This is a genomic window from Peribacillus sp. NPDC096540 (genome assembly GCF_050278525.1).
Taxonomy (GTDB): Bacteria; Bacillota; Bacilli; order Bacillales; family DSM-1321; genus Peribacillus.
On sequence record NZ_JBNNTG010000102.1, the window covers coordinates 1 to 1837 of the forward strand.

General features: G+C 32.4%; 2 protein-coding genes. Both read left to right on the top strand.

The window, feature by feature from the left end; genetic code table 11:
- The first annotated feature begins 184 nt into the window (after positions 1-184).
- A complete protein-coding gene (locus ACQKMR_RS28350) occupies positions 185-1054 on the top strand; it encodes a hypothetical protein (protein ID WP_427700241.1) in 870 nt (289 codons plus the stop codon).
- 207 nt (positions 1055-1261) lie between these two features.
- Positions 1262-1690 (top strand): UPF0715 family protein, encoded by a 429-nt coding sequence (locus tag ACQKMR_RS28355; RefSeq protein WP_427700242.1) that lies wholly within the window; start codon positions 1262-1264, stop codon positions 1688-1690.
- The last annotated feature ends 147 nt before the right edge of the window (positions 1691-1837 follow it).

Consider the following 1837-nt stretch of genomic DNA (forward strand, 5'->3'; position numbering starts at 1 on the left):
ACGCCGTATACGCGAACCGTACGTACGGTGTTGTGAGAGGGGCGAAAATAATACACTTATTTTCCCCCTACTCGATTATGCAACTAACGGGGCAGTATAGTTTAATTAAAAATGGTAAAATACACTAAATAAAATACTTACTGGTATTACGGTTTTTACAACCGTTGAAAAGGAGATATTATTATTGAATAAATTACATTTAGAACATATTTTTAGTATTACGGAATTGCCAAATAAGTATGAATCTACCAATCTATCAGCAGATTTTAAAGGTCAACTGATTGTAATGGGTGTTGAAAATTTAACCGAAAGAACTTTCAAGTATGATATTTATCACTTTAATAATCATGAGATTCAAAAGTATACAATTTCACCTGTTAGGAAATTATTCAACCATATTCAAAGGTTAAATGATGGTTGGCTTCTAGCTGAGTCTAGGGCTGATGATGAAAATGTTAAAAATGCTACTATTTTTGACGATTACGGTAATAGCATTATTTCATTCCATTTAGGAGATGGTATAGAAAATTTGCAGGTATCTGAAAATGGAGACATTTGGGTGGGATATTTCGATGAAGGAGTTTATGGGCAAACTGTTGGAGGAAGTGGTTTAAGTTGTTTTAATTCAAAAGGAAAACAAGTCTTTGACTTTACTGATTTTTCTTGGGGAAAGAAAGACATTCCCCCAATAGATGATTGTTACGCTTTAAATGTGGTTTCAAATGATGAAATTTACTGTTATTACTACTCTGATTTCCCATTATTAAGTATTAAAAATATGAATGAGTATCGAATTTATAATAAACTTAAAATTAAAGGCAGTAATGCCTTTGCAGTTTGGCAAGAACAAATCTTGTTTGGTCCAACATACAGTAATGATAAGAATTTTCTTTACTCGTACTCCTTGCGTGACAAAAGTATAATCACTTATAAACCTGTAAATAGAAATGGTGAAATTCTTAGACAGTTCAACGTGATAGGTAGAAAGTCTAATTTGTATTTAGTAGATGAAAAAGATGTTTATGGATTAGATTTAAAAGTATTAATCAAATAAAACAAAATTCCTTAATCAACTTCCGGGTGCGTTAGCGCCATAAGAAGGCCGCCAATTGGCGGCCTTTTGAACGTATGATTCTAAGCATTATCATACATTCGCATTAAAGTGAAAAAATACCCTTAATGAACTATCGGGGCAGAATAGTTGAAGAAATGATATTATGATGGAATAAATTCACATGACATTTAGGAAGGTTGAGCAAAATTGGAGATTTGGAAATTAAGTGAAAAAGTATCGGAAATTAGCGATGTAATACCTTATTATTTTTTTAGTCTATTCTTGTCTTGTATCTCTTTTTCTGTTGTTATAATTGTTTTTAGTGGAGAACCCTCTTGGTTGCGGTTATTGCCTGTTATTACTTATTCTTTTTATGTTGTTATACCTTATTTACTTTTTGCAGTACCATTGCAAATTATATTTAATAAACGCCCGAGAAAATTTAATGTGTTTTATCTTTTAATTTACACGGTACTTTCTTTTGTAGCAGTATTTTTGTTTAATGTAATGTTATTTAGAGTTGAACCTACATATTTAGTTAAAACCCAACTATATTACGGTTTAAGTTTTTCAGCAGCTGCTATTTATTGGTTTTGGGATTCTGTCTTCTTACAAAGAAAAACTAAAATATCCTAGTTCTTCAGCTAACAAGTGCGTTAGCTGAAGATCGGAGCTGTCTTTAAGGCAACTTTTTCTTGTGTGCCAGGCATGGCAACTATCTAGGTGGTGAAAGTCCACTGTGGGGGTACACATCGACCAACCACTAAGGAAGCGCAAGGTACT